1 protein-coding gene is annotated in these 470 nt (G+C 67.2%); it reads right to left on the bottom strand.

All coding sequences use genetic code 11. From position 1 onward, the window contains the following. Positions 1–470: nucleotide sugar dehydrogenase (locus tag OA56_RS08525; RefSeq protein WP_461584647.1), on the bottom strand; the 470-nt coding region annotated here is incomplete at both ends.

Raw genomic sequence — 470 nt, 5'->3', positions numbered from 1 at the left:
AGGAAGTTCCACTTGGTGCCGGCCGCTTCCAGCACGGCCTGGGTGTCGAGGCCGAGCCGATCGAAGAGGATGGCGAGTTCGTTGATCAGCGCGATGTTGACGTCGCGCTGGGTGTTTTCGATCACCTTGGCGGCTTCGGCCACGCGGATGCTGGGGGCTTTGTGCGTGCCGGCGGTGATGATTTCGCGGTAGAGGGCGTCGACGCGCTCGGCGGCTTCGGGCGTGGAGCCGGAGGTGACTTTCTTGATGGTGGGCAGGCGGTGCTCGGGGTCGCCGGGGTTGATGCGCTCGGGGCTGTAGCCGACGGTGAAGTCGCGGTTGAAGACGAGGCCCGAGGCGCGCTCGAGCACCGGCACGCAGTCTTCTTCGGTGCAGCCGGGATAGACGGTGGATTCGTAGATGACGAGATCGCCCGGCTTGAGCGCCTGGCCCACCGTGTGGCTCGCGGCCAGCAGCGCCGTGAGGTCGGG

This window comes from Tepidiphilus sp. HLB4 (genome assembly GCF_054823945.1).
The sequence above is the reverse complement of the archived record's forward strand: the minus strand, read 5'-3'. Positions and strand labels throughout refer to the sequence as shown.